At 61.1% G+C, this 23,537-nt stretch carries 19 protein-coding genes and 1 pseudogene; 11 read left to right on the forward strand and 9 right to left on the reverse strand.

Annotation, left to right across the window (positions count from 1 at the left end):
- Positions 1-239: 239 nt before the first annotated feature.
- From BLQ92_RS30450 to BLQ92_RS30460, 3 genes and pseudogenes are all read right to left on the reverse strand, one after another.
- On the reverse strand, positions 240-455 hold the full coding sequence (locus BLQ92_RS30450; protein ID WP_090690911.1) for a hypothetical protein: 216 nt from the start codon (positions 453-455) through the stop codon (positions 240-242).
- A 287-nt stretch (positions 456-742) separates the two neighbouring features.
- A pseudogene (locus BLQ92_RS39635) lies at positions 743-841 on the reverse strand (peroxidase-related enzyme); the annotation flags it as partial.
- Between the two features lie 90 nt (positions 842-931).
- The gene (locus BLQ92_RS30460) at positions 932-1,789 is read right to left on the reverse strand and encodes a LysR substrate-binding domain-containing protein (RefSeq protein ID WP_090691187.1); all 858 of its coding nucleotides are present in this window, start codon (positions 1,787-1,789) and stop codon (positions 932-934) included.
- Between the two features lie 116 nt (positions 1,790-1,905).
- Between BLQ92_RS30460 and BLQ92_RS30465 the strand changes: the two genes are divergently transcribed.
- Both BLQ92_RS30465 and phnX read left to right on the forward strand, forming a co-directional pair.
- On the forward strand, positions 1,906-3,111 hold the full coding sequence (locus BLQ92_RS30465) for a 2-aminoethylphosphonate--pyruvate transaminase (protein WP_090690918.1): 1,206 nt from the start codon (positions 1,906-1,908) through the stop codon (positions 3,109-3,111).
- A gap of 101 nt (positions 3,112-3,212) precedes the next feature.
- A complete protein-coding gene (phnX, locus tag BLQ92_RS30470) occupies positions 3,213-4,016 on the forward strand; it encodes a phosphonoacetaldehyde hydrolase (protein ID WP_090690922.1) in 804 nt (267 codons plus the stop codon).
- A gap of 70 nt (positions 4,017-4,086) precedes the next feature.
- On the opposite strand, the gene BLQ92_RS30475 is transcribed toward phnX, so the two are convergent.
- The 4 genes from BLQ92_RS30475 to BLQ92_RS30490 form a co-directional block, all read right to left on the reverse strand.
- Entirely contained in the window at positions 4,087-5,820 is a 1,734-nt protein-coding gene (locus BLQ92_RS30475; RefSeq protein WP_090690925.1) for an IlvD/Edd family dehydratase, read from the reverse strand.
- A 281-nt stretch (positions 5,821-6,101) separates the two neighbouring features.
- Positions 6,102-7,112, reverse strand: a complete 1,011-nt coding sequence (gene araH, locus BLQ92_RS30480) for an L-arabinose ABC transporter permease AraH (protein WP_090690929.1) — start codon at positions 7,110-7,112, stop codon at positions 6,102-6,104.
- 21 nt (positions 7,113-7,133) lie between these two features.
- On the reverse strand, positions 7,134-8,642 hold the full coding sequence (gene araG, locus BLQ92_RS30485) for an L-arabinose ABC transporter ATP-binding protein AraG (RefSeq protein ID WP_090690933.1): 1,509 nt from the start codon (positions 8,640-8,642) through the stop codon (positions 7,134-7,136).
- Between the two features lie 70 nt (positions 8,643-8,712).
- Positions 8,713-9,717 (reverse strand): arabinose ABC transporter substrate-binding protein, encoded by a 1,005-nt coding sequence (locus BLQ92_RS30490; RefSeq protein WP_090690938.1) that lies wholly within the window; start codon positions 9,715-9,717, stop codon positions 8,713-8,715.
- A 255-nt stretch (positions 9,718-9,972) separates the two neighbouring features.
- Here BLQ92_RS30490 and BLQ92_RS30495 point away from each other — a divergent pair, with 255 nt between their 5' ends.
- The 5 genes from BLQ92_RS30495 (at position 9,973) to yjfF (ending at position 15,876) form a co-directional block, all read left to right on the forward strand.
- Positions 9,973-10,953: a LysR family transcriptional regulator gene (locus BLQ92_RS30495; protein WP_090690942.1), complete on the forward strand. Its 981-nt coding sequence runs from the start codon at positions 9,973-9,975 to the stop codon at positions 10,951-10,953.
- Between the two features lie 239 nt (positions 10,954-11,192).
- On the forward strand, positions 11,193-12,161 hold the full coding sequence (locus BLQ92_RS30500; RefSeq protein ID WP_090690945.1) for an ABC transporter substrate-binding protein: 969 nt from the start codon (positions 11,193-11,195) through the stop codon (positions 12,159-12,161).
- A gap of 66 nt (positions 12,162-12,227) precedes the next feature.
- Entirely contained in the window at positions 12,228-13,745 is a 1,518-nt protein-coding gene (locus BLQ92_RS30505) for a sugar ABC transporter ATP-binding protein (RefSeq protein WP_090690949.1), read from the forward strand.
- Positions 13,742-14,779, forward strand: coding sequence for an ABC transporter permease (locus tag BLQ92_RS30510; RefSeq protein ID WP_090690952.1), 1,038 nt, complete (start codon positions 13,742-13,744; stop codon positions 14,777-14,779). The genes BLQ92_RS30505 and BLQ92_RS30510 overlap by 4 nt, the downstream gene beginning before the upstream one ends.
- Positions 14,776-15,876 (forward strand): galactofuranose ABC transporter, permease protein YjfF, encoded by a 1,101-nt coding sequence (gene yjfF / locus BLQ92_RS30515; protein ID WP_090690956.1) that lies wholly within the window; start codon positions 14,776-14,778, stop codon positions 15,874-15,876. Before BLQ92_RS30510 ends, yjfF begins: the two co-directional genes overlap by 4 nt.
- A gap of 82 nt (positions 15,877-15,958) precedes the next feature.
- On the opposite strand, the gene BLQ92_RS30520 is transcribed toward yjfF, so the two are convergent.
- A complete protein-coding gene (locus BLQ92_RS30520) occupies positions 15,959-16,879 on the reverse strand; it encodes a dihydrodipicolinate synthase family protein (RefSeq protein WP_090690959.1) in 921 nt (306 codons plus the stop codon).
- Positions 16,880-17,034: 155 nt separating this feature from the next.
- On the opposite strand from BLQ92_RS30520, the gene BLQ92_RS30525 reads away from it, so the two are divergent.
- On the forward strand, positions 17,035-17,943 hold the full coding sequence (locus tag BLQ92_RS30525; RefSeq protein ID WP_090691190.1) for a LysR family transcriptional regulator: 909 nt from the start codon (positions 17,035-17,037) through the stop codon (positions 17,941-17,943).
- A 45-nt stretch (positions 17,944-17,988) separates the two neighbouring features.
- Here BLQ92_RS30525 and BLQ92_RS30530 read toward each other — a convergent pair whose 3' ends face one another.
- Complete coding sequence (locus tag BLQ92_RS30530; protein ID WP_090690963.1) at positions 17,989-19,161, reverse strand: porin; 1,173 nt, start codon at positions 19,159-19,161, stop codon at positions 17,989-17,991.
- A gap of 454 nt (positions 19,162-19,615) precedes the next feature.
- On the opposite strand from BLQ92_RS30530, the gene BLQ92_RS30535 reads away from it, so the two are divergent.
- The 3 genes from BLQ92_RS30535 to cuyB all read left to right on the forward strand — a co-directional run bounded on the left by BLQ92_RS30535 (position 19,616) and on the right by cuyB (position 23,533).
- A complete protein-coding gene (locus tag BLQ92_RS30535) occupies positions 19,616-20,524 on the forward strand; it encodes a LysR substrate-binding domain-containing protein (RefSeq protein WP_090690967.1) in 909 nt (302 codons plus the stop codon).
- A gap of 217 nt (positions 20,525-20,741) precedes the next feature.
- On the forward strand, positions 20,742-22,025 hold the full coding sequence (locus BLQ92_RS30540) for a dicarboxylate/amino acid:cation symporter (protein ID WP_090690971.1): 1,284 nt from the start codon (positions 20,742-20,744) through the stop codon (positions 22,023-22,025).
- Positions 22,022-23,533, forward strand: coding sequence for a cysteate racemase (gene cuyB, locus BLQ92_RS30545; protein WP_090690974.1), 1,512 nt, complete (start codon positions 22,022-22,024; stop codon positions 23,531-23,533). The genes BLQ92_RS30540 and cuyB overlap by 4 nt, the downstream gene beginning before the upstream one ends.
- Positions 23,534-23,537: the final 4 nt, after the last annotated feature.

Here is a 23,537-nt window from a genome sequence, read left to right on the forward strand (position 1 = left end):
ACGGACTGCGATGCACTCGAAGTGTAAACCGAAGGTGCAAACATCGCTTCAGACGAAGCTCGTCGCATTGGCGGCTATGCAGAGAGTAGGGAGTGGGAAGGGATATTACGACAACCGCGAACTATGCGGTATGCGGAGGGATGCGACGATTGACTTGCGATACAGCGTGCTTGATAACCACCTTGCTAAACCAACACCAGACCAACCACTCGCGCGACTGGTCCGGCCACAACTCGAACTCAGGCCTGCGGTGCGGCGTTGTCCGTATCCGACGCTTGCTCGCTGCTTTCGTCTTCTTTCTTCTCGACGAGCGATTCCAGCGCGCCAGCGCCCTTGAAGCCGGCGACTGCGGCGATGCCCTTCGTCAACAGCCCAGCATCCGGATCGACCTTCTCAGTTGCTTCCACTGCTGCAACTGCGCCTGCGATCTCACCTACCGTATCCAGAATTCCCATAACAATCACCGTATATGTTGAACGTCGAAATGAAGTACTTCGCAACCATTAAGGAGGAGTGCCGTAGCAAGCTCCAGCGGCGTGTTGAGCCGGCGATAAGCCTTCACGTGCCAGTCTCGTCGTTAAGCAGCTACCGGGTAGCGTGCCGCGAACGAACCATGACGCGCGCTGATGGCAGGTCGCCGCTCGCCATCCCCGACGACAATAGCATCTCAGAATTGGTGAAGCTGTAAAACATTGTCAAATTCCGACGTTTTAGCCGGTGACCCCTAGACTCTCGCAGACCGTTAAGCCTTCGGGACCCGCCCCATCAGATAGAACTCATCGTTTGGCCGCATCGAGATTACATTTGCCATTCGATTCGACAAGCCAAAGAACGCGGCGATGGGCGTGGCGGTTGTCATGAATGTCTCCGTTCTCGATTAGTCTGCACAATCGATTGTAGCGAGTCGGATTGCGGACGACGGCAAGCGCCGCTAGTCGAGTTCGGTCGCAAACAGCGCGTTCAGCAGATTCGATGCGGGCCGCTCGGCGAGGCGTGTGAGCGACTCGATCATTTCGACCTGGCAATCCTGCAGCGGAATCATTCTGATGCGGCGCGACTCGTTGAACTCGGCGTAGGCGATCACCCCGACGCCCATGCCCTGCGCGATCGCTTCCTCGAGCGCCTCGCGGCCGTCCACATACATCACCGGTTCGACCTGCAACGACTGCCGCACCAGTTCGTTTTCGAGCAACTGCTGGGTGACCGACTGAGCCTCCCGAAAGATCATGGGCTGTTTGACGAGTTCTGCGTAAGTCAGCTTGCGCTTCTTCGCAATCGAACTCGTGGCCGGCACCATCGCCACCAGCGGATCGCGCCGCAACACGCGCGACTCAAGCCGGCTGTGGACCTGCGGCGCGGCGGTAATCGCAGCGTCCACCGTGCTCGACAGGACACGCTGCATGCACTCGGCCGCGTTCGCAATAGAGAGCGTTACGACGATGCCCGGATGCCGCTTGCGAAACGCCCCGATCAGTTTGACCGCGAGGTCGGGTGCGTCCGCCGCGAGCGAGAGTGTGCCGGATGCGAGGCCGCTCGCCGATTCGAGCAATTGCCGGGCATCGCGCTCGCAACTGAGCATCTGCCGCGTCACGCTGAAGAGACGCCGGCCCAGTTCGGTCGGCTCGACGCCACGCGGGCCGCGCTCGAAGAGCTTGACCCCAAAATCCTGCTCGAGCCGCCGCACGTGGTCCGAAATGGCAGGCTGCGTCAGCGACAACGCCTGCGCCGCCTTGGAAAACCCGCCGTGTTCGGCGACCGCATGAAACGCCCGCAATTGCGCGTATTGCATCTGCGCCCCACCTTGCTGATAAGTTTCACTGATACCCACATCGATTATATCGATTTTACCGATGCTCGCGGATTCTGTACTGTGGCAACCACTGAGACCTTCATTGGACATCCAGCATGGACACCGCAGTCGATCATTCCGCTACTTCGTGCGCTGCTCCCGCCAAAGGCGAGCCGTATCTGCTGACGCCGGGGCCGCTCACCACGGCGCTCTCGACCAAGGAAGCGATGCTGCGCGACTGGGGATCGTGGGACGGCGATTTCCGTGCGATGACCGCACAACTGCGCCGCAGCCTGCTGGAGATCGCGGGCGACACCGCCGGCGACTACGATTGTGTGCCGTTGCAAGGCAGCGGCAGCTACTGCGTCGAAGCCATGCTGGGCAGCCTGGTTCCGCGCGGTGGACACGCGCTGGTGCTGGCAAACGGCGCCTACGGTAAGCGCATTGCCACCACGCTCGGTTATCTGGGTCGCCGCCACACCGTGCTCGACAAGGGCGACTACCTGCCACCGCGCGGCAGCGAAGTCGAACGCATGCTCGACGCCGATCCGAGCATCACGCACGTGGTCGCGGTGCATTGCGAAACCAGCTCCGGGATTCTGAACCCGATCGAAGAAATCGCCGCCGCCACCGCAAAAAAGGGCCGCAAGCTGCTGATTGACTCGATGAGCGCCTTCGGCGCCGTCCCGCTAGACGTACGGCACCTGCAGTGCGAAGCGTTTGTGTCGTCGGCCAACAAATGCATCGAAGGCGTGCCGGGCTTTGGCTTTGTGATTGCGCGCAAGAGCGCCTTGCAGGAGGCCAAGGGCCGCAGCCATTCGCTGAGCCTCGACGTGTACGACCAATGGGACGTGATGAACCGCACCGGGCAGTGGCGCTTCACGCCGCCCACGCATACGGTGGCGGCCTTTATCGAAGCACTCCGGCTGCATGCGCTCGAAGGTGGCCAGCCTGGCCGGCTCGCACGCTACGCACACAACCGCGACGTGCTGGTCGCCGGCATGCACGAACTTGGCTTCGAACCGCTGCTCGACGCACACTGGCGCTCGCCGATCATCGTGACGTTTTTTGCGCCCGCGCATCCGGCGTTTCGTTTCGAGCAGTTTTACGAACTGATGAAACAACAGGGTTTCATCATTTACCCGGGCAAGCTGACGGTGGTGGACAGCTTCCGCGTGGGGTGCATCGGCCAGGTAGATGCGGATGTCATGCGGCGCGTGGTGGCGGCTTGCGCTCAGGCGCTGCGCACGATGGGCGTGGAACACGCCGCGCCGCCGAGCGCGGCGCTCGAAGAACGCAAGTTGCTCGCCGAGCCAGTTTGAAATCGACGCCAGCGTTTAAGGCACGACACACGAATCCCACGGCGGACGCGACTCGACAGGTGTTACGTCGCCGCCCAGACTCTTCTCAGGATGCGAAGTAAATGAAACACGTAAAAGCAGTGATTTTCGATTGGGCCGGCACGGTGGTCGACTACGGTTCGCTGGCGCCGATGGGCGCGTTTGTTGAGACGTTCGAACAGTTCGGCGTGTCGATCACCATCGACGAAGCGCGTGGGCCCATGGGCATGGCAAAGCGTCCGCATATCGCGGCGCTGATGGCGCTGCCGCGGGTAGCGCAGGCATGGGCCGACAAGTACGGCCGGGCCCCGAGCGAGCAGGATATCGATGCGGTATATGACGTCTTCGTACCCAAGAACATCAAGGTAGCAGCGAGCTATAGTCAGGTGATTCCGGGCGTTGCGGAAGTGGCGACAACGTTGCGCTCCGAGGATATCCGGATCGGCACGACGACCGGCTATACGCGCGAGATCATGGCCGAGATCACGCCGGGCGCGGCTGCGCAGGGCTTTGCACCGGACAGCCTCGTTTGCACCGGCGATACGCCCGAAGGTCGTCCTTCGCCGTACATGATCTACAAGACGTTGCCGCAACTGGGCGTGTGGCTCGCGAAGAATGCGATCAAGGTCGACGATACGGAAGTCGGCATTGAAGAAGGAATTAACGGCGGGACATGGGCGGTTGGTGTGGCGGTAAGCGGTAACGCGTTCGGGATGGCCGAGGCGGACGTGAAGGCGCTGCCCGCCGAGGAATTTGCGCAGCGGCGTGCGGCGGCAGCGCGGCGGTTGACCGCTGCCGGGGCGCATTATGTGGTCGATAGCGTCGCGGATTTGATGCCGGTGGTGTATGACATCGAAGGCCGCTTGGCACGTGGCGAGCGGCCTTAAGCTCGTGGGGAAATGAGTGGGGCGATACGCGGCGAGACCGGGATGCAGGTCTCGCCGCGACGAGTCTGGTTCAATGCGAATGCCGGGGCACCGCCGCCCCTCGGCATCCAACCAGAAAGTCCAGATCGCAGCCCTCATCCGCCTGTAGCACGTGATCCACATAGAGGCGCTGATAACCGCCGCCCGAAGGAACCACAGGTGGCGTGCGGGCCTCTAGACGCCGGGCCAGTTCCTCATCACTGATATCGACACGCAGCGTGCCCGCATCGCAATCAAGTTCGATCCAGTCGCCGTCCTGCACCGCTGCAAGTGGACCGCCGTCCGCAGCCTCCGGCGTCACGTGCAACACCACCGTGCCATAAGCGGTGCCACTCATCCGCGCATCCGAAATACGCACCATATCCGTCACGCCCTGGCGCAACAGCTTGGGCGGCAATCCCATGTTGCCCACTTCGGCCATGCCCGGATAACCCTTCGGTCCGCAATTCTTCAACACGAGAACGGAGTCCGCGTCGACATCCAAAGCCTCGTCGACGATACGCTCCTTGTAGTGCTCCAGGTTTTCGAAAACCACCGCGCGACCACGATGCTTGAGCAGCGCCGGCGTCGCGGCGGACGGCTTCAGAACCGCACCACGCGGCGCAAGGTTCCCACGCAACACGCGGATACCGCCATCAGCAACAAGTGGCTTGTCTAGCGGCCGAATCACTTCGTCATCCGTAATAGGCGCATCCTTTACGTTTTGCCAAAGCGTTTTGCCGTTGACAGTGATCGCATCCGGATAGGGCAACAGATCGGCTTCACCGAGCCGGCGCAACACAGCAGGCAGACCACCCGCGTAATAGAACTCTTCCATCAGGAACCGGCCGGACGGCATCAGATCCACGATGGTCGGCGTATTGCGGCCCGTATGCACCCAATCGTCGAGATCGAGATTCACACCAATGCGCCCTGCAATCGCCTTCAGATGAATCACCGCATTCGTCGAACCGCCGATAGCCGCATTCACCCGGATGGCGTTGAGGAACGCCTCGCGCGTCAGGATCCTGGAGAGCGTCAAGCCTTCGTGCGCCATCGCAACAATGCGGCTACCCGACATGTGTGCGAGCACATAGCGGCGTGAGTCGACAGCCGGAATCGCCGCGTTATGCGGCAGCGACGTGCCCAGCGCCTCTGCCATGCACGCCATGGTCGACGCCGTCCCCATCGTATTGCAGGTGCCCGCCGAGCGCGACATCCCAGCTTCCGCCGAGAGGAAGCGATGCAGATCGATCTCGCCGGCTTTCAGCGACTCGTGCAGTTGCCACACGGCCGTACCCGAGCCGATGTTCTTGCCGTCGAGCTTGCCGTTGAGCATCGGACCACCCGTCACGACGATCGCGGGCACATCGCAGCTCGCCGCGCCCATCAGGAGCGCGGGCGTGGTCTTGTCGCAACCGGTGAGCAGCACGACCGCATCAATAGGATTGCCGCGAATCGCTTCTTCGACATCCATCGCCGCCAGGTTGCGCGTGAGCATCGCGGTCGGACGCAGGTTCGATTCGCCGTTTGAGAACACCGGGAACTCAACCGGAAAGCCGCCCGCCTCGTAAACACCACGCTTGACGTGTTCGGCGATCTTGCGAAAGTGCGCATTGCAGGGCGTGAGTTCCGACCACGTATTGCAGATGCCGATGACCGGCCGGCCGTCGAACTCGTGATCCGGAATACCCTGATTCTTCATCCAGCTTCGATACATGAAGCCGTTCTTGTCTTGCGTGCCGAACCATTGGGCTGAACGCAGCTTCGATTTCTTGTCGGACATGCTGACTTCCTGAACGCAAACTCTTGAACAAAGGCGTCGACACCAGCTCATCCACCTATGCGTCGACGATCCACCGCGCATCGAGGCGAGAACGCGCCGGCCTGTGCCGTGCGCCGTGTCGCTTGGTGATCGCGGTCCATCTGAGAAAAGTGTACCGGCTGGCCCAATATCCTTCTAATGTTAATTTTTAACCACTACATATCGCTATTGTTATGCTGCGGCGCGGCGTTCATCAGACCCACTCGCCGCCGATTTCAGCAGCGAGCGTGTTCCAGCGTGTCTTAGTGGATGCGCTTGCTGCGACGGTATTGGTCGAACAGCACTGCGAGCAGCAAAATGCCGCCGCGAATCAGGTATTGGTAAAAGGTCGGCACGTTCAGCAGGCTCATTGCATCCTGCACGGAGCCCATGATCAGTACGCCCACCAGCACGCCGGAAATCGTCGCGACGCCACCGGTCAGCGACACGCCGCCGAGCACACACGCGGAGATCACGCCGAGTTCCAGACCGACCGAGGTTTTCGGGTCACCGAGGCTCATCCGCGAGGCGAGCATGACGCCGGCAAAACCGGTCACCAGTCCCTGCAGCACAAACACGGTGATCTTGATCCGGGTAACTGGCAAACCTGCGAGCAGGGCCGCTTCGCTGTTGCCGCCAACGGCCAGCACGTTCTTGCCGAATACGGTTTTCTTCAGCAGAAAGCCGAACAGAACGAAGCCGACGATATTGCTCCAGATCGGGTACGAAATGCCGAGAAACGCGCCGCCGCCCAGCTCGAAGAAACGTTCTTCGGAGATCATCACTGCGTCGCCGTTCGATGTGATGAACGCCAGACCACGCACCACTTCCATCATCGCGAGCGTGACGATCAACGAATTGATCTTGTAGCGCGCCACCAGCACGCCGTTTACGAGCCCGACCGCGCCGCCCGCCAGAATGCCGGCGAGCACACCGAACAGCACGCTATGCGTCGCGGTGATCAAGGTGGATGCAACCACACCCGCAAACGCGACGATCGAGGCCACCGACAGATCCACCTCGCCGAGCGCCAGCACGAACATCATCGTCACCGAGATCGAACCGATCAGCGTTACCGAGAGCAGCAGCCCCTGGATATTGCGTGCGCTGATGAAGTCCGGCACCGTGAACGACAGTGCGGCGAACAGGATGATGAACACCATCACGATGCCGGACTTGTTGATCAGATCCCAGGTTTGCGCGGCACGCGAGCGGGCGCTGACCGTTTCCTTCGGATTGGGCTGATTAGTGACGGGAGTATTAGTGGTTTGCATGTTGTGGCTCGTTACATTCGATTAGCTTGGCAGTGCAAGCTTGATCAGTTGATCGGGCGACGCTTCGGCTTTCGGCAGATTGCCGACGATCCGCCCTTCACGCATGACGATGACGCGGTCCGCGACGCCGATCACCTCTGCCAGGTCGCTCGATACGACAATGACGGTACGGCCTGCTTCGGCGAGTCCGTACAACAAGCTATAGATTTCACTGCGCGCGCCGACATCGATGCCGCGGGTCGGCTCGTCCATCAGAAAGACATCGATCTCCTCCGCGAGCCAGCGCGAGAGGATCACCTTCTGCTGGTTGCCGCCCGAGAGCGTGCCGATTGGCGTGTTGCCGTCACGGGTCTTGATGGCGAGCTTGGCAATGAAACTCGTGGTAGTGGCCGCTTCCTTACGGGCATCGAGGATATGCAGCGCGTTGTGATGGCGGCGGCAACTCATGTTCAGGTTGTCCGACACCGAGGCGATCGCGACAATGCCCTCCTGCTTGCGATCCTCGGGGCACAGGGCGACACCCGCGCGCACCGCATCGCGCGGCGAGCGGAATTTGCGCGCCTCGCCCTTCAATACGATCTCGCCCGCGACCGGCTTTACCGCGCCGTAGATCAGCTTCATCAGTTCGGAGCGTCCCGCGCCCACCAGGCCGAAGAAGCCGACAATCTCACCCTTGCGCGCATTGAACGAGGCAGGCTCCGCCAGGCCCGGCCCCAACAGCCCTTTCACGTCGAGCTGCACAGCGCCGATCTCGCGGGTCCGGTAGCCGTACACATCGCGAATCGAGCGCCCCACCATGCAGCTAATCAACCGGTCGCGCTCGAGCCCGTCGACTTCATCAAACGTCTCGATACGCCGGCCGTCGCGAAACACCGTCACGCGGTCACACAACTCGTAGACCTCATCCATCCGGTGCGTCACGTAGATAATCGCGCGGCCCTCGGCGCGCAACGTGCGGATGATCTTGAACAGTTGCTCAGTTTCACGCGACGAAAGCGAACTCGTCGGTTCATCGAAGGCGATCACGCGCGCATCGCGCATCAGCGCCTTGCCGATCTCGATCATCTGCCGCTGGCCGATCGAAAGATGCTTCACCTGCAAATTCGGATCGATCTTCTCGCCAAGCCGGTCAAGCTCGCTGATCGCGCGGTTCACCAACTGCTTCTCGTTGAGCACACCGAAGCGGTTCGGCATCGCTCCGAGCATCAGGTTCTCCGCGACCGTCAGTTCCGGCACCAGATGCAGTTCCTGATAGATGATCGCAACGCCCGCCTCGATGGCCGCTTTGGTCGTCGTGAACTGCTGCACCGCGCCGCCCAATGTCAGGCTGCCGCCGGCCGGTTGATTGACGCCCGAGAGCACTTTCAGAAGTGTCGATTTGCCCGCGCCGTTTTCGCCCATCAGGCCGTGGACTTCGCCCGTCCGGACGCCGAGCGACACGCCGTCCAACGCGAGCACGCCGGGAAAGCGCACGGTGATATCGTCAAGCAGAAGATAGGGATCGGCGAGGGCCGTGGCGGTGTCCATCATGGGTCAAGCCTCGTGGCAGAAACAGGAAGCCGGGCGTGGCCGATTGAGCGCGACGCCCGGGAAAGAACTGTCAGATACCCAGTTCCTTGCGCACGTCCTGCCAGTTCGCGCGGGTCATCAGCTTGCCGGTGGTCTGGGTGTCGGCGGGCGGCACTTTGCCCGACTTGATCCAGTCGACAAGGTTCTCCGCGCTGTCCTTGCCGTGGTTGGTCGAGCTCACTGCGATCGTGCCGTAGAAGCCCGTCGGCTCCTTCTTCTGGAACTCGGCGAACGCCTCGCCCGCACCGTTGATGCCGACGCCAATCACGTCCGCCGACGGAATGTGCAACTGCTCCGTCGCCCGCACGCCACCCAGCACGGTCTCCTCGTTGAGCGCGAAGATCACCCACTTCTTGATGTTCGGGTGCTGTGACAGCACGGGGGCCGAGGCATTGAAGCCGCCTTCGTCGTCGGTGGTCTTTTGCGGCGCGTCAAAGATGTTCTCTTGCTTGAAGCCGTTCGCCAGCAGCGTCTGCGCCGCACCGTCCGTGCGCAGCTTGGCGGTGGGCAACTCGTAGTTCGTGATGCGCAGCGCCCCCACTTCGTTCGGGTTCCAGCCGCGGCGCTTCATTTCGTCCGAGATCGCCTGGCCGACCTGATTGCCGATCTTGAATGCCGACATGCCGAGGTGCGGCACGCCGGCAAGGGGCTTGCCCGACGAGTCGACGAGCTGGTCGTCCACCGTCACGAACTTCATGCTGTAGCGCTTCGCGCGTGCCTGAATGGCGGGCCCGAGCCGCACATCCGGCGCGCAGATCACGAAGCCCTGGGCGCCTTGAGCGCCGAGGTTGTCGATTGCTTCCAGCACCTTTTCGCCGTCCGGCGTGCCGATGTTGACGACCGAGAAACCGTCTTTCTGGCCAAGCGCCGTCGCCGCCTTCTGTTCATTGATGAACCAGGCCTGTTCCGGCATTTTCACCAGAAAGCCGATCTTGACCGGCTCGTCGGCGTGGGCGGACAGGTGTGTCACAAACGGAACCGCCATCGCGGCGGCGGCGATGGCGGACAAGGTCAGGCGGCGAAGCTTACGGCTCATGGTTGTCTCCTAAGGTGATGGCTTCTTCAAACACGGGCTCGCTGGCCCGTTCATTCCTGCTGCGACGCTTCCATCAAGTGCACCGGTTCCAGGCTCCCGCCCGCCAGATAGCGGGACAGCGTTGCGGCGGGTCGCGTTGCGAGTGGTCGAAGCTTAAAGCACCGATTCGATATCTTTCCAATCCTATTTTTCGCCTTGGCAATATCAGATTCGGTATGACATGATTGGACATGCCAAGAATGGAGACACGACACGATGGCGCAGGCTTACTCGAACTGGTTCGTCCGGGCGCGGCTAAAAACGCGTCAGTTGCTGCTGCTCGCGGCCATGGAAGAAGAAGGCAACGTGCGCCGCGCCGCCGACTTGCTCGGCATGACGCAACCCGCCGCCTCGCGCTTGCTGAAGGAGCTGGAGGACGTATTGGAGGTGCGGCTTTTCGACCGCACGCCGCACGGCATGCGCGCCACGCTCTATGGCGAAGTGATGATCCGCCACGCGCGCATGGTGCTGTCGAACCTGAGCCAGGCCCACGATGAAATTTCGGCGCTGCGCTCGGGATTGGTCGGGCAGGTACAGATCGGCTCGATCGCCACGGCCGCGGCGACGATGGTTCCCATAGCGATTTCGCGGGTCAAGGAACGCCATCCACATCTGCAGATCTGGCTGCAGGTGGAAACATCAGACGTGATGTTGCCGCTCGTCGCGCAGGGCAAACTCGACATCATGATCGGCCGCGTGCTCGAGCGCCAAGGCCAGTTCACCGACGCCGTGCGTTACGAGCAACTGGCCGACGAGCCGCTGTGCATCGTCGCCCGCCCGGGCCACCCTATGGAAAGTGCGAGCGGGCTGACGCTGCGTGACATCGTGAATGCGAGCTGGGTGTTGCACCCGCCCGGCAGCGTGCTGAGGCACCGCTTCGATTTGATGTTTTCGCAGATCGGGCTCAATCCGCCGCAAAACGTCACCAATACCAACAATTTTCTGGCTATCTCGAGCCTGCTTTTGCAGAGCGACATGCTTGCAGTCGTGCCGGAAGAGGTCGCGCGCCAATACGAGGTGTTTGGCGTATTGAAGCGGCTCGCGATCGAGCTGCCGTACCGGATGGATGCATTCGGCATCATCACGCGGCAAACCCAGTTGCTCTCGCCGGCGGCCAGCATCATGCTCGAAACGCTACGCGACGTAGCCGCCGAAATCTATGGTGCATCTGCCGAGGCGAACGCCAGCGCAAGCTAAGTCCCACCTAAGCGGCGACCGTTCCAGTCCCGCCGATTCATATGGGGCTGGGTATGTACTTATCACGCTTCCACCTATACCAGCTCCGGTATCGCCCTGACCAAATTCCTGATTGGACCGTCATCGGGTCTGGCGCTAATCTCCATTGCAGCAAGCGCCGAAGATCCCTAGTAAAAGCAAAAGCGTGATCCATAGCGGCGCGGCTCAACACACCCAATACAAACGAGACGGAGACAGTTATGAGCCCCTCAAGACGTACCGCCTTGGGCGCAATCCTCAGTTCCGCGCTGCTCCTCGCCGTCGGCGCGCCTGCCCATGCCCAGGACAAACAAATCACGCTTGGCTTTGCGCAGGTCGGCGCGGAAAGCGCATGGCGCACCGCCAATACCATTTCAGTGAAAAGCGCAGCAAAGGATGCGGGCATCAACCTGAAGTTCTCCGATGCGCAACAGAAACAGGAAAACCAGATCCGCGCTATCCGCTCATATATTGCGCAAAAGGTCGACGTGATTGCCTTTTCGCCGGTGGTTGAATCCGGCTGGGAACCGGTGCTCAACGAAGCGAAGGCCGCCAAAATTCCGGTGATTCTCACCGACCGCAATATCGACGTGCAGGACAAGTCGCTTTACGTGACCATGATCGGTTCGGACTTCCTCGAGGAAGGGCGGCGTGCCGGCCACTGGCTTGAAGACCACTATAAGAATGACCCGGGTCCGATCAACATTGCCGAATTGCAAGGCACCGTCGGCTCGGCACCGGCCAACGACCGCCATGCGGGTCTGATGGAAGTCATCAAGAACGATCCCAAGTTCAAGATCATCGCCTCGCAAAGCGGCGATTTCACGCTGGCGGGCGGCAAGCAGGTCATGGAGGCGTTCGCCAAGACCTACGGCAAGCAGATCAACGTGGTGTACGCGCATAACGACGACATGGCGCTCGGTGCGATCCAGGCCATGGAGGAAGCTGGCATTCAACCGGGCAAGGACGTGAGTGTCGTGTCCTTCGACGCCACCAAGGGAGGCTTCGAGGCGATGATAGCGGGCAAGATCAACGTCGACGTGGAATGCAGTCCGCTGCTTGGCCCGCAGTTGATGGCGGCCGTCAAGGACGTGGTGGCCGGCAAGCAGCTACCCAAGCGCATCGTCACGAACGAGACCGTGTTCCCGATGAGCGTCGCCGCGCAGATTCTGCCTCAGCGCAAGTATTGATTGGATTGCGGGCGGGTCCGTTGCGCAACGCGGCTGACCTCTATTCCTACTCTTTGGGCCGCGCGCATGACTGCCTCCCCAATACTCGAAACCATTGGTCTCAGCAAAACCTTTCCGGGGGTGAAAGCGCTTCAGAAAGTGGATTTCCGGCTCTTTCCCGGCGAAGTCCATACCCTGATGGGGCAGAACGGCGCAGGCAAATCCACACTCATCAATGTGCTGACCGGCGTGCACACGCATGACGCGGGCGAGATTCGTCTCGGCGGTACACCCGTCGATTTCTCCACACCGCTCGAAGCGGAAGCCGCCGGCATTCGCACGCTGTATCAGGAAGTGAATCTCTGCAGCAACCTCTCGGTTGCGGAGAACGTATTCGCCGGCCGCCAGCCGAAGCGCCGCGGTGCGATTGACTGGAAGTCGATCCGCACGCGCGCCGAAGCCGCGCTCGCCGAACTCAACGTCTCGCTCGACGTCACCCGCTCGCTGGACACCTATCCGATCGCCGTGCAGCAGATGGTGGCGATTGCGCGGGCGTTGTCGGTCGATGCCCGGGTGCTGATCCTGGACGAACCCACGTCCAGCCTCGACGACAGTGAAGTCGCGCGTCTGTTCGACGTGCTGCGTAAGCTCAAGGAATCCGGCATGGCGATTCTGTTCGTCACGCACTTTCTTGAGCAAACCTATGCGATTTCCGACCGTATCACCGTGATGCGCAACGGCGAGCGTGAGGGCGAGTATCTTGCCCGCGATCTGCCGGTGGAGTTGCTGGTCTCGAAGATGGTCGGCCATGACCGCATGACCGAGCGCATGAAGCGCAACGCGACCGAGTCACCGGTGGAGAAAGCGGCCGTCGCGCCCTTCTTCTCGATGCACGAGGTCGGCCGGCGCGGACTCATGAATCCGGTGGATATCGACGTCCAGCCGGGGCAGATTCTTGGCCTCGCAGGACTGCTCGGCTCGGGTCGTACGGAAACGGCGCGGCTCCTGTTCGGCGCCGAACGCGCCGACTCCGGCACGATGACGATCGGCAACAAGCCGGTCAAGCTGCGCTCACCGCGCGATGCGGTGCGCCGCGGCGTCGGCTATTGTCCCGAGGACCGCAAGAAGGAAGGCATCGTCGCCGACCTCTCGCTCCGCGAAAACATCATTCTGGCGCTGCAGGCGCGGCGCGGCTGGTGGCGCCCGATCGGGCGCGCCAAACAACGTCAGATCGCCGACGATTACATCGAACGCCTCGGCGTCAAGGCGCGCGACGCCGAGCAACCCATCGGCCTGCTCTCCGGTGGCAATCAGCAGAAAGCGCTGCTTGCGCGATGGCTGGTGACGGAGCCCAAAATGCTGATCCTCGACGAACCGACGCGCGGCATCGACGTGGCCGCCAAGTTCGAGATCATGGACCGCGTACTCGCTCTGTGTGCCAAGGGACTGGGCATTCTGTTCATCTCGTCGGAGGTAAGCGAGGTGGTGCGGGTGAGCCACCGCATCGCTGTACTGCGCGACCGTCGCAAGGTCGCGGAAGTCGCCGGCCATACGGCGACCGAGGACCAGGTTTATCGCCTGATCGCGGGAGGGGACAACCCATGAGGCGCATCAAGGATCTGTTGCAACATCCGCTTGTCTGGCCGTGCCTCACACTCGTGCTGCTGTGCGCACTGGACCTCGTGCGCAATCCGCACTTTCTTGGCATCACGATGCTCGATGGACATCTGTTCGGCGCGCCCATCGATATCCTCAACCGTGCCGCGCCGCTCGTGCTGGTGTCGCTCGGTATGACGCTGGTGATTGCGACGCGCGGCATCGACATCTCGGTGGGCGCGGTGGTCGCGATTGCGGGCGCCACGGCCGCGAGTCTTCTCGTCGATAACCCCGCGCAGGTCGGCAGCGCCATTCTCGCCGCGCTTGGCGTCGGCTTGCTGGCAGGAATGTGGAACGGCCTGCTGGTGGCCTTCGTCGGCATGCAACCGATCATCGCCACGTTGATCCTGATGGTGGCGGGACGGGGCGTCGCGCAGTTGCTGACGGGCGGTCAGATCATCCCGATCGACGCGCCTGGGTATCTGGCCGTCGGCGGCGGCTATCTTGCGGCCGTGCCGTGCGCGGTGTGGCTCGCCCTGGTGGCGATCATAGCGACCGCGCTGCTGATGAACCGCACCGCACTCGGGCTGTTCATCCGCGCCATCGGTATCAATCCGGTCGCAACCCGGCTGGTTGGCTTGCGCTCAGCGGCCATCGTGTTTAGCGTCTACGCGTTTTCGGGCGTGACGGCAGCGCTCGCGGGCATTCTCATCAGCTCGAACGTGCGCAGCGCAGATGGCAACAATGCCGGCTTGCTGCTCGAACTCGATGCCATTCTTGCGGTCACGCTTGGTGGGACGTCGCTACTCGGCGGACGCTTCAGCCTGGCAGGCACGGTGCTCGGCGCACTCATCATCCAGACGCTTACGTACACCACCTACACGATCGGCGTGCCGCCCGAGGCAACGCTGGTCGTCAAGGCAACGGTGGTTCTGGCCGTGAGCGTGATCCAGTCCGCCACCGCGCGCGCCGTGATCGCAAGGTTCGCGCGGCGCATGCTGCACGGCCCGCTGGTCAAGTCCCTGAGTGAGGTTAGCCGATGAAACTGCTTTTCCAACGCCTGGTCGACCCACGCACCCTGCCGATTGTCGTCACCATCGTGCTGTTCGTGGTGCTGTTCGGCTTCGGCTCGATCATGTACACCGGCTTTTTCTCGCTGCAGGTGCTGCTCGGACTTATCGTCGACAACGCGTTTCTTCTGATCGTGGCGATTGGCATGACGTTTGTGATCGTGTCAGGTGGCATTGATCTTTCGGTGGGCTCGGTGGTTGCGCTTACAACGATCCTCGCCGCCGTGTTCACCGAGCACTTCCATTGGCCGGTCTGGGTGACCGTGCCGCTGATTCTGTTGCTCGGCGCGCTGTACGGTGCTGCGATGGGCGCGCTGATTCATTTTTTCCGTCTGCAAGCATTCATTGTGACGCTGGCCGGCATGTTCCTCGCGCGTGGCGTGTGCTTCCTGATCACGACGCAGTCGATCACGATCAACGATCCGGTCTTTCACGCCATCTCCGGGTTTCACGTGCAGATCGGCAGCGCTTCGCTGAGCTCCGGCGCGCTGATCGCAATCGTGACGCTCGTGGTAGCCATGTTCGTCGCGCACTTCACGCGCTTCGGACGCAACGTCTATGCAATCGGCGGCAATGAGCGCTCGGCGTTGCTGATGGGCTTGCCGGTAGCGCGCACCAAGGTCAGCGTTTATGCGCTCAGTGGATTCTGCTCGGCGCTCGGTGGTTTGGTGTTTACGCTGTACGTGCTGTCGGGCTACGGTCTGCAAGGACAGGGCATGGAACTCGACGCGATTGCCGCGACGGTGATCGGCGGCACCTTGCTCACGGGCGGCGTCGGCTATGTGATCGGCTCGGCTTTCGGCGTGGGGATTCTGGGGACCATCCAGACTCTCATCACCTTCGATGGGACGCTCAGTTCGTGGTGGACACGGATCGTGATCGGCGCGCTGCTTTGCGCGTTCTGCCTGCTGCAGCGGCTCATCGAACGGCATGCAGCACGGCGCAAGTCGGGTGGGACCGGTGCGCATGCAGTTCCGGTCTCCAAGGGAAGGAGCGCCGAGACCGCGCCGGCTGCACGCGTCGAGCAGGGGCCAATGCCAATCAATTGCCGCGGCCGACAGGCGCTTTAACGCTTTAACACTACGCGCGCAGTCGCAGCTTGCCAATGATCTGCGCCGTCCGAGTCCTTGCAACGCGGACGGCGCAGAGTACTTACTTGCCCCAGCGGAGCACGAGCGGATCGAGCCGGCGCGCTGTCTTCAGCAGGCCCGCCCGCATGCCAGGATTCATTGGAGCAAACGGATGACGCGTGGCGTCGGAGCGGATCACGCCGCCCTCCTTCATCAGCGTCTTGCATGCGGCCGGGCCGCACTGGCGGTTTTCGTAGTTGATGAGCGGCAGCCACTGTTGATAAATCTCGGCGGCTTTCTCGGTGTCACCGGCGAAGTACGCATCGACGATCTGGCGGATGCCGTCGGGATAGCCGCCGCCCGTCATCGCGCCGGTTGCGCCCGCATCGAGATCGGGCAGCAGCGTGATCGCCTCCTCGCCGTCCCACGGGCCGACGATCTTGTCGCCACCCAGTTCGATCAGTTCACGCAGCTTCGAAGCGGCCTGCGGTGTCTCGATCTTGAAGTACGAGACGTTGGCAACTTCCTTCGCCAGCCTGGCGAGAAACGAAGTTGACAGCGGCGTGCCGGCAACTGGCGCGTCCTGAATCATGATCGGAATGTCGATGGCGTCCGAAACCCGGCTATAGAACTCCTGAATACCGCGCTCGCCGACGCGGATCGTCGCGCCGTGATACGGCGGCATGATCATCACCATCGCAGCGCCTGCATCCTGCGCGGCACGGCTACGCTCGGCGCAGATATGGGTGCTGAAATGCGTCGTGGTGACAATCACCGGTACGCGCCCGGCGACATGCTCCAGCACCGTCGTCTGCAACACGCTGCGCTCGTCGTCGGTCAGCGCGAACTGCTCAGAGAAGTTTGCAAGAATGCAGATGCCGTTCGAACCGGCGTCGATCATGAAGTCGATGGCGCGCTTTTGCCCCTCGAAGTCGATGCGGCCGGTGTCGTCGAAAATAGTCGGCGCGACCGGGAACACGCCGCGATAGGGTTGCTGGGCCATGGGCTCGTCTCCATTCATTTCGAATAATCAACCAACTATACGACCGCCCAAGCCGAACTGTATAGTGAAACCTTTCCATCAACCGATCGCTTTTGCGACTCACCCGCGAAGGCCTGTCCACCGTGCACGCTACGAAGAACACGCTCGATGTGCTCATGTCGCGCCTGCGCATGAAGCAGTTGCAGTTATTGATCGCGCTCGACGATCACAAATCGCTGCACAAGGCGTCGAGCGCAATGGCGATGACGCAGTCGGCCGCCAGCAAGGCGCTCGCCGAACTTGAAGACATGCTGGAAGCGCCGTTGTTCGAGCGCTCGAAGAAGGGATTGATCGCGAACCAGTTCGGCTATTGTGTGATCCGCTATGCACGCGTGCTCGCCACGGATCTCGCTTCGCTCTGCCAGGAAGTGGCGGAGATACGCTCCGGCACAGGCGGCCGGCTAGCGATTGGCGCGATCATGGGCGCGGTGCCCGATGTGGTCGCACCAATTGTGAGTGAACTGCATGACAGCCATCCGGGACTGTCGATCGAGATAGTCGAAGACACCAGCGCGCGCATGCTCACGCTGCTCGACGATGGCCAGCTCGATCTCGTGATCGGCCGCGCGAGTGTGTCGGTTCAGCCGTCGAAGTATCACTACCAGGCGCTCGACGACGAGCCGCTGTCCGTCGTGGTTGCGTACCATCATCCATCGATGGCAGCCGCTGCGACCTTGGCGGATCTCGCGGATCATAAATGGGTGACCTACCCGAGCCTTATGCCGATGAACGCGCTGCTCGCACGGGAAATGGACCTCGTTGGCCTGCCCATGCCCGCGAACCAGATCTCGACGGCATCCACTTTCGTGACGGTCGCACTACTGCAGCAGAGCACCGACCTGGTTTCAATCTTGCCGACCAGCGTCGCTCAGTTGTTCGAGACACATAAGATGCTGCGCATTCTGCCGGTGAAGCTAGAGTCGAAGTCGCAGACCTTCGGCATCGTGACGCGCAATGGCGGAGTGTTGTCGCCCGCGGCCAGGCAATTCGTGCAGTTGCTACGGGATGCGAAAAAGCGGCGATAGCCGCGGCAAACGCCACGCCGATCGCCGCTAAGTCCGATGTACAGCTTAGAACTTGTGACGGATACCGACCATGCCCATTGCCTGCTTGTTGTTGGACGCGTCGTTGCCGAAGTCGCCCATCGATGCGACAGCGGCCACCACGTCGCCCGTGGTTGCGCTAATCGTATTGCCCGATGCCTTTTGATAACCGGCCAGCAAGTAGATGTCCGTATGCTTCGACAGGAAGTAGTCGGCGCCGAAGCTGATCTGGTTGTAGGCCACCGTGACGTTGTTGCCGTTACCCTTCGTATAGTCGTAGCCTACGCCGACAATCGTCGCCGGGTTGACCTGGTAGTTCACGAAGGCCTGACCCGTGTTGAATTTCGTGTTGTTCTGGTTGCCGAAAGCCGTTGCGTAGTTGTTGTACTGCACGTTGCTATACGACAGGCCGAACGTGAAATTGGCGAACGTATAGTCGCCCGCTGCGCGGATGATCTGCATCGAGTTCGCGGAGACGAAACCGCCGCTGATGGCTTCCGAATCGATTGCGAAGTTGCTCGCATCCGGGTTCAGGCCGTCGAAGGTCGCTGCGGTGCCGTGGTCGCTATTGGCGTGGAAGTAGCCCGCGCCAAAGCCGAACGGACCGTGGTTATACGCAAGAGCCGCCGCGTAGGTCTGACCGCTTGCCGCGCTGCCCGGCACGCCACCGAATGCGTACATGGCCGATGCCTGCAGGCCCGCATAGTTCGGCGTGGTGTACTTGATCGAGTTGTTGGTGCGATAGCTATTGTCGTAGTTATCGATGTCGCCCGGCGTAGCGAAGGTCGGACCGAACGTGTCATCGTTCGTCAGCGGCTGGATCAGGTCGATCAGCGGATCGTACTGACGGCCCAAGGTGACCGTACCGATGCTGTCGCCGGTCAAACCGACCATCGCGGTGCGGCCAAACATGCGTTGGCCCTGGCCAAGACGACCGTTGTCGATGTTAAAGCCGCTTTCCAACTTGAAGATGGCTGCGAGACCGCCACCTAGGTCTTCCGTGCCCTTCAAACCCCAGAGGTTCGGCGACAGATTACCGGCGGACATCTGGAACGTACCACCCGAACGGTTCGCGCCTTGCTGGTTACTGAAATATGCGACGCTAGTATCTACCGCGCCATACAGCGTGACGCTGCTTTGTGCGTGAGCGACCGAGGTCATGGCTGCGAGAGACGCTACGGCAAGAATTGTTTTTTTCATGAAAGTTTATCCGATTGAAGATTCGGGTCTCGATTGACTATCCTGCGAGGTCAGTCGCAAACCGATGGGCTTAATGGGTTTTGAGCCTGTTTTTCAGCGCGAACGTGTTGCAGGGATAACCGTTTCGGATTGCGCCCGGACTGATTGGCTACTGCGGCGCAAATATATCTGATGGTTTGATGGTGAAAAATCGACCCATATTGAAACTCAATCTTTCAGAAAACGAAAATAGCGCGCTGCCATATATGACAAGGCTCTCAGGCAATTTGACACACCCACGATAATTGTTTTTTTATTCGGTGTTGGTTGATTGCCACATGCTGAAAAGACCACTCTACGTGCCGCGGCGCCACACCTGCGCCCCGCACGGTTGGCGACAAAAAATGGCGACGCTAGAATCGGTCGGCCCGGCGTCTGCCATGCCAACCGGTTCACACGCTGTCTAGGAGCTACCGTGGAAGTCAAGTGGATCGAGGATTTCATCGCGCTCGCGCAGCACCAGAGCTTCTCGCGCGCGGCGGAACTGCGCAACGTCACCCAGTCCGGGCTAAGCCGGCGCATTCAGGCGCTCGAACAGTGGATTGGCGCCGAATTGATCGACCGCAGTACCTATCCGCCGACGCTCACGCCGGCGGGCCGGCTCTTTCTGGAATCCGCCGAGGACATTGTCGGCAAGTTGTTCGACACGCGCGCAATCATTCGCAGCGAGCAGCGCATGCCGGGGATCGGGCTGCAGATCGCCGCCGGTCACGCCCTTTCGGTTGGATTTGTTCCGGACTGGCTGCAATCGCTACAAAGCCGCTTTGGCGGGCTGCGGGTGCGCATCGTGCCGACCAACGTCCACGACTCGATTCTGACGCTGGTCAACGGCAACTGCGAACTGATGCTTGCGTACGAGCACCCTGACTTGCCCCTGCACCTGGACGCCACACGCTATCCTCACCTCACCGTCGGGCGCGACGTATTCTTGCCGGTCTGCGCTCCAAACCAGCGATCTACGCCCTCATTCAGGCTTCCCGGGACACCGGGTCGTCCGCTACCGCTGATCGGCTATAGCGCAACCACCTACTTTGCTCGCTGCCTCCATCTGCTGCTGCATCGCGCGAGCAAGAATCCCGCTTTGGTTCCGCACTTCGAATCTGACATGGCCGATGTGCTCAAGAAGCTCGCGCTCAATGGCGAAGGCATTGCGTGGCTGCCAAGAAGCCTGATCGAAACGGAACTGGATACCGGCACGCTAGTGGCCGCCGGCGACCGGACCTGGCAACTCGATCTACAACTGCGCTTGTATCGCGATCGAAACAACGACATGCCGCTGCTCAAGGATCTCTGGGCGTATCTGGAGTCCCGCACGGAGGCCTGAAACGCGGCGAATACCCTTCTTTCGGGGCCTATGCGGCTGCCGCATAGTGCGATGTCAAGACCGCATCACGTTCATTTCTGTCGTCTCTAGTATCCATCCAAGTCTTCTCCTTACGTGAGCCCAAGCAAGCGGAAAGGCGATGGACATGCACGTCCTCTCCTGGAGGAGAACGTGCGAGGAAGGACACCCGTACTAGTCGACGCAGAAAAGGACAGACATGAAAAATCGCCTCACGCTCTATATTGCCGTTGGCATGGTACTCGGCGTCGCTGCCGGGTACGCGTGCCACGCAAACGCCCCCGACGCATCCGCAGCGAAAGCGATGGCCGGCTATTTCTCGATCATCACCGACATTTTTCTGCGGCTCATCAAGATGATCATCGCGCCGCTGGTGTTCGCCACGCTCGTTTCAGGCCTGGCGGGTATGGACAGCGGCCAGGACGTCGGACGCATTGGGCTGCGCACAGTGGCTTGGTTCATCTGCGCGTCGCTAGTATCGCTCGCCTTGGGTCTTGTGCTCGCCAACGCTCTGCAGCCGGGCGCAGGATTGCATATGGTGGCGAACGGCAACGATGTGAACACCGGACTCAATACGGCTGGGCTGAACTTCAAGGACATCGTCACGCACGCGTTTCCGACCAGTCTCCTCGACGCGATGACGCGCAACGACATCCTGCAGATCCTCGTGTTCTCGTTGTTCTTCGCGCTGGGACTCGGCGCGCTGAAGCACGATGCTCGCGTCAAGGTGGTCGTGCAGGCGATCGACGGCATGGTGCCGGTGATGCTGCGGCTCACCGACTACGTGATGCGTGCCGCGCCGTTCGGCGTGTTCGGTGCGATCGCGTCGGCGGTAACACTCCGCGGTTTGGACGTGCTGCTGACCTACGGCAAGCTGATTGGTTCGTTCTACCTGGGTCTGGTGTTGCTATGGGCGGCGCTGATCGGCGTCGGCTATCTGTTTCTGGGCAGACAGGTGGGCGGTCTGCTTAAGGCGGTGCGCGAACCGGCCATGCTCGCGTTTTCGACCGCCAGCAGTGAAGCGGCCTATCCGCGCCTGACCGAGCAACTCGAGAAATTCGGTGTCGACAAGAAGGTCGTGGGTTTTACGTTACCGCTCGGCTACGTGTTCAACCTGGACGGCTCGATGATGTATCAGTCGTTTGCAGCGATATTTATCGCCCAGGCCTTCGGCATCGACATGCCACTGTCGCAACAGATTTTCATGCTGCTGGTGCTGATGCTGAGCAGCAAGGGCATGGCCAGCGTGCCGCGCGGCTCGGTCGTGGTGGTGGCCGCCGTGGCGCCGTTGTTTCACTTGCCCGCCGAGGGTGTGGTGATGGTGCTCGCCATCGATCAGATCCTCGACATGGGACGAACGATGACGAACGTGATCGGCAATAGCGTGGCGACTGCGGTGATCGCGAAATGGGAAGCACGTCGCAGCGACGTCAGCGCTGCGGCGACCGCGCAGTTCGAGCAACTTCAGAGCGAAGTGCAATGACAGCAAGGACGTTACCAGGCAAGCGGGTGTTTGGTGTGATCGGCGGGCTTGGAGCGCTCGCTGGCGCGGATGTGTTGTTCAAGCTGATTCAGGCAAGTAAGGCACGCAGTGGTGCAGAGCACTTCGATATCGTGTTCGAGCAGCATCCGCTTCGCAACGCGAGCGCGTCGCGCGCCGCGACGACGGAGCGCAAGCTTTATATCTTCGACATGATTCGCGATTTCGAAAGACGAGGCGTCACGACGGTTCTGCTGCCATGCTTTTTGAGCCATACGTTCATCGGAGAATTGCAGGAGAACGTCTCGGTGCAGATCGTCGACATGGTCGAGGCACTGCGCGAACATGTGGCGCGTTGTTTTCCTTCGGTACGGCGTATCGGCGTGCTGACCTCAAACTACATTCGCAATGAGCATCTGTTTGAACGATATTTCAGCGCGCCGGAGTTCGAAGTGTTGCATCCGCGTGGGAGCGTATTGGGTGACGTCGATCCTGTAGCCACGGCTGTCTACGGAGACGGAGATATCAAAAGCGGTGAACTCAACGGAAGGCCTGTGGAACAGCTGCGTGAAGCTTGCCTGGATCTGATCGCGCAGGGTGCGGAGCTGATCCTCCCGGGTATCGCAGAGATCGGCCTCGTGGCAGATCAGATCGGGCCGCTGTGTGTGCCAATCGTCGATTCGAATCTTGTGTACGCGCAATATGCGGTAGCGGGTCAATCCGATACCCGCTACCGAATGTTCAAGGTTGGCGTTGTGGGGGGTGTCGGACCCGCCGCGACTGTGGATTTCATGCAGAAACTGGTACTCAGCACACCGGCTACGCGCGACCAGGAGCACATCAAACTACTGGTCGAACAGAATCCCCAGATTCCCGACCGTACAGAGAATCTGTTGGGCGATGGTCCGGACCCGACGGTGTCGTTGTATGCGACGTGCAAGAAGCTGGAAGCGGGCGACGTGGACATTATCGCGATTCCCTGCAATACCGCGCATGCGTTCGTGGAACGGATTCAACCGTACCTGAATGTGCCGATCGTCAACATGCTGACCGTGAGCGTCGAATATCTGCGGGCTGCGTTTCCCGAGTTGCGCGAAGTTGGACTGCTGGCGACAACAGGCACGATCATGAGTGGGGTCTATCGGAAGGCGCTGGAAGCGCGCGGATTGAGACAGGTCGTGCCGAGTGATGCGTTGCAGACCCGTGTGATGAATGCGATTTACGGGGAGCGTGGAGTGAAGGCAGGGTTCTCGGCTGGCGAATGTATCGACGACGTTACTGCGGCTGTGGATGAATTGAGCGAGCGTGGTGTCGAGGTGATTCTTCTCGGGTGTACGGAGTTGCCGCTGCTGCTGCCCAGGCGCGAGGTGCGGTCGGGCAGCGGTGGCGTGGTGCGGCTTGTCGATCCGACTGATATTCTCGCCAAGCGTTGTGTGGCGTATGCGCTTGGGGAGGTGGGGGTGGGGGCTGGGTTGCGTAGGCCGGAAGAACGGGGTGTGGCTCACCGATAGGGTG

It is taken from the genome of Paraburkholderia phenazinium (assembly GCF_900100735.1).
GTDB lineage: Bacteria > Pseudomonadota > Gammaproteobacteria > Burkholderiales > Burkholderiaceae > Paraburkholderia > Paraburkholderia phenazinia.

Excerpts from the sequence above, each read along its gene's own strand:
- yjfF (WP_090690956.1), top strand. The coding sequence starts at position 14,776 with ATGAAACTGCTTTTCCAACGCCTGGTCGACCCACGCACCCTGCCGATT.
- BLQ92_RS30520 (WP_090690959.1), bottom strand. The coding sequence starts at position 16,879 with ATGGCCCAGCAACCCTATCGCGGCGTGTTCCCGGTCGCGCCGACTATT.
- BLQ92_RS30490 (WP_090690938.1), bottom strand. The coding sequence starts at position 9,717 with ATGAGCCGTAAGCTTCGCCGCCTGACCTTGTCCGCCATCGCCGCCGCC.
- araH (WP_090690929.1), bottom strand. The coding sequence starts at position 7,112 with ATGCAAACCACTAATACTCCCGTCACTAATCAGCCCAATCCGAAGGAA.
- cuyB (WP_090690974.1), top strand. The coding sequence starts at position 22,022 with ATGACAGCAAGGACGTTACCAGGCAAGCGGGTGTTTGGTGTGATCGGC.
- araG (WP_090690933.1), bottom strand. The coding sequence starts at position 8,642 with ATGATGGACACCGCCACGGCCCTCGCCGATCCCTATCTTCTGCTTGAC.
- BLQ92_RS30530 (WP_090690963.1), bottom strand. The coding sequence starts at position 19,161 with ATGAAAAAAACAATTCTTGCCGTAGCGTCTCTCGCAGCCATGACCTCG.
- BLQ92_RS30465 (WP_090690918.1), top strand. The coding sequence starts at position 1,906 with ATGGACACCGCAGTCGATCATTCCGCTACTTCGTGCGCTGCTCCCGCC.
- BLQ92_RS30540 (WP_090690971.1), top strand. The coding sequence starts at position 20,742 with ATGAAAAATCGCCTCACGCTCTATATTGCCGTTGGCATGGTACTCGGC.
- BLQ92_RS30460 (WP_090691187.1), bottom strand. The coding sequence starts at position 1,789 with ATGCAATACGCGCAATTGCGGGCGTTTCATGCGGTCGCCGAACACGGC.
- BLQ92_RS30450 (WP_090690911.1), bottom strand. The coding sequence starts at position 455 with ATGGGAATTCTGGATACGGTAGGTGAGATCGCAGGCGCAGTTGCAGCA.
- BLQ92_RS30505 (WP_090690949.1), top strand. The coding sequence starts at position 12,228 with ATGACTGCCTCCCCAATACTCGAAACCATTGGTCTCAGCAAAACCTTT.
- BLQ92_RS30525 (WP_090691190.1), top strand. The coding sequence starts at position 17,035 with ATGTCGCGCCTGCGCATGAAGCAGTTGCAGTTATTGATCGCGCTCGAC.
- BLQ92_RS30495 (WP_090690942.1), top strand. The coding sequence starts at position 9,973 with ATGGCGCAGGCTTACTCGAACTGGTTCGTCCGGGCGCGGCTAAAAACG.
- BLQ92_RS30475 (WP_090690925.1), bottom strand. The coding sequence starts at position 5,820 with ATGTCCGACAAGAAATCGAAGCTGCGTTCAGCCCAATGGTTCGGCACG.
- BLQ92_RS30510 (WP_090690952.1), top strand. The coding sequence starts at position 13,742 with ATGAGGCGCATCAAGGATCTGTTGCAACATCCGCTTGTCTGGCCGTGC.
- phnX (WP_090690922.1), top strand. The coding sequence starts at position 3,213 with ATGAAACACGTAAAAGCAGTGATTTTCGATTGGGCCGGCACGGTGGTC.
- BLQ92_RS30500 (WP_090690945.1), top strand. The coding sequence starts at position 11,193 with ATGAGCCCCTCAAGACGTACCGCCTTGGGCGCAATCCTCAGTTCCGCG.